The following is a 2,423-nucleotide window of genomic DNA, read 5'->3' as shown; positions in this document are numbered from 1 at the left end:
CAAGGTATCGGGGTTTGGACGATGAACGACAAACTGGCGAGCGCCGAGTCGTGCGCGTTGGTCTCCAGCCGGGCGGGGCGGTATGCAGCTGATGTAAAGGGAATCGATGTTCAATCGCTGCCCAAGAAATTTCGTCCGGCTGACCGGATCCTTTCCCTGCACCCCATTCTTCACACATACGCTCCATCCCGCGTGGGCTGTGCCAACCACAAGGAATTTGCTTATTGCCTTTAATCGGAGGGCTGCATCTGGGGGGCCGCATGAGCCAGGCGGCCGGGCACTTCGTTGACCGTGCGCGGTCTACCGCATTCACGAGCTCATTCGCTGTAGGTGCGAGCGACAGCAGCGGTGGGGGCGCGTACAAATCCCGTCCGTGAGGTGATAGGTGCGAACCGGTCACTGGGCACTCGGGCATCAACCGTCGTCGAATCGTCCACTCATTCATGTTCATTCATTGTGAATCCGCTTGGTTCTCGAGGTCGTCTCGCGGCATAATGCCCAGGCGCGCTTGCGCTTGAGCGAACGTCTCCGACGGGGACACTCGGGTGAAGATCGAATCTGTTTGTTCTCGTTCGACGATGTAGGAAGGTCCAGGAAAGAAGTCGTCATCGAACGGGCGCAAGCCATAGGCGGCACAGTAGTCGGCGAGCATCTCGGGAGTGAACCGATCGGCGACACGGCGGTTCGTGTAGGCGGAGATGTCCTCGAATGGCAGTGGTTCACCGTAGGTGTGGAATGTCCAGCGGCTATCCTGGGTCAACTCGATGACCCTTACAGTCTCCGCGAGGCCCGCAGAGGTGTCGGGGTTCGGACGATGAACGACAAACTGGCGAGCGCCGAGTCGTGCGCGTTGGTTTCCAGCCGAGCGGGGCGGTATGCAGCTAATGTAAAGGGATTCAGTGTTCAACCGTTGACCCAGCACTTTCGTGGGTCCGACCGGGTCAGTCCCCTGCGCCCCGTTCTCAACAAAAGCGCTCCAATCTGGGTTGGCGGTGCCTATCACGAGAAACTTATGCGGTGATCCAAATTCCAACGGTTCCAGTGAAGGTGCCGCCTCGGACAGCCCTCCCGTTATCTCAATGAGAGTGTCGCCTGAGTCCTCATCGTGGTCCCATTCGTAATAGGTTCGGGCGACGGCGGCGGCAGGGGCACGCAGGAAACCCATCCGTGACGTGATGGGCGCAAATCTATCCCCGAGCACTCGAGCATCAATCATTAGGTTTCCCGTCCCTTAATCCACTGTTCGAAGTTCGATGACCCCGTTCGGGTCATTAGCTCTCAATCTTGCCGCATGATCCGGACCCCGACCGGAGGATTGAGTGTCCCATTCAATGTAGCGACGAACTCTGTTGGCATCGGTATATTGTAGGTCGGGTCTGTTGATTCCGACGCGCTCACCGTCCGCATTGATCTGTTGCTGGTTCACTCGAATGTCGGAGACTCCCCTCGTGCGCTGAAGCTGGTCGACGAGGTTCCAGACTTCCTCGTTTTGATTTGTGTTCTTACCTACCGGCCGCCCTAAGGGCTCTTTCGCTAGCGGTGGCGTCGGGCTGACATTGATGTCCTGCGGAAGTCGTGGTACTGCTGATATGTCGTCGAGTAGTTTGTCTGCTGGTGTGCCGAGGCGGCGGGTGGCGGCGCCGCCGAGCCCTCCGGTGACGGCTCCGCCCGCGCCTCCTCCTGCGGTGGCGCCGAGGAGCCCGCCCGGGTTGTGCGGGCCCGGGCCGGTGAGGTACTGGGCCGCTCCGGACACACCACCGTCCGCGGTGTTGGCGATCACTTCGGCCTTGAAGGCGCTCGCCCCAGCGCGGTAGGCGAGGGCCTCGGCGGCTCCTCCGGCGGCGCCGCCGAGCGCGCCGACCGCGGAGTCGATCCCGACCTGCCCCCAGTCGACACCACCGGTGGTCGCCTTTTGGGTCGCGATCGACACTCCGCCGGAAATCAGCGCCCCGGACGCTGCTCCGATGAGGACCATCCCGACAGGACCACCCACCCCGGTGAACATCAGCGCGACACCCGCCACGACCATGGCCCCCGCGGCGACGTACTCCCAGTTGTCGGCCCACCAGTCGCCCGCCGCAGCGAACGCCCCGTTGTTCCCGTCCCGATACGCCCGCAGATCCGCGTCTGTGACTGGCCGCAGACCTGTCGGATCCACCGCGTGCAGTGGGTCGTTCCCGGCGTAGGAGTATGGGTTCCCGGACCAGCCCGCGCCGATCACCGGATCGAGGGGATCCGCCGACAGGAAGCCTCGCGTGGCGGGGTCGTAGGCGCGGTGGCCGAGCCATTCCAGGCCCGCGATGGAGATGCCGCCGCTCCCGGTCAGGCCGACGCCTGTGGGCAGGTTGATGTCGGGCGGGAGCGTCCCGGGTGCGGCTGTGCCCCAGGGGTCGTCGGCGCTGGTTGCGCGCTCGGTGCGCCAG

3 protein-coding genes are annotated in these 2,423 nt (G+C 63.2%); 1 reads left to right on the top strand and 2 read right to left on the bottom strand.

All coding sequences use genetic code 11. The annotated features are described in order from the left end of the window. Positions 1 to 234 (top strand): hypothetical protein (locus ACH61_RS18665; RefSeq protein ID WP_236713715.1); only part of this gene is annotated, 234 nt, incomplete at its 5' end. Between the two features lie 217 nt (positions 235 to 451). On the opposite strand, the gene ACH61_RS17090 is transcribed toward ACH61_RS18665, so the two are convergent. Continuing rightward, positions 452 to 1,165 carry a hypothetical protein gene (locus ACH61_RS17090; RefSeq protein WP_132505069.1) on the bottom strand — a complete coding sequence of 238 codons (714 nt, stop codon included), beginning with the start codon at positions 1,163 to 1,165 and terminating at the stop codon, positions 452 to 454. 66 nt (positions 1,166 to 1,231) lie between these two features. Continuing rightward, positions 1,232 to 2,423 (bottom strand): RHS repeat-associated core domain-containing protein (locus tag ACH61_RS18660; protein ID WP_330220191.1); only part of this gene is annotated, 1,192 nt, incomplete at its 5' end.

Source organism: Rathayibacter tanaceti (genome assembly GCF_001634385.1).
Lineage (GTDB): Bacteria > Actinomycetota > Actinomycetes > Actinomycetales > Microbacteriaceae > Rathayibacter > Rathayibacter tanaceti.
The sequence above is the reverse complement of the archived record's forward strand: the minus strand, read 5'-3'. Positions and strand labels throughout refer to the sequence as shown.

Bases quoted from the DNA above. Each gene is read 5' to 3' on its own strand.
- ACH61_RS17090 (WP_132505069.1), bottom strand. From the start codon at position 1,165: ATGGGTTTCCTGCGTGCCCCTGCCGCCGCCGTCGCCCGAACCTATTAC.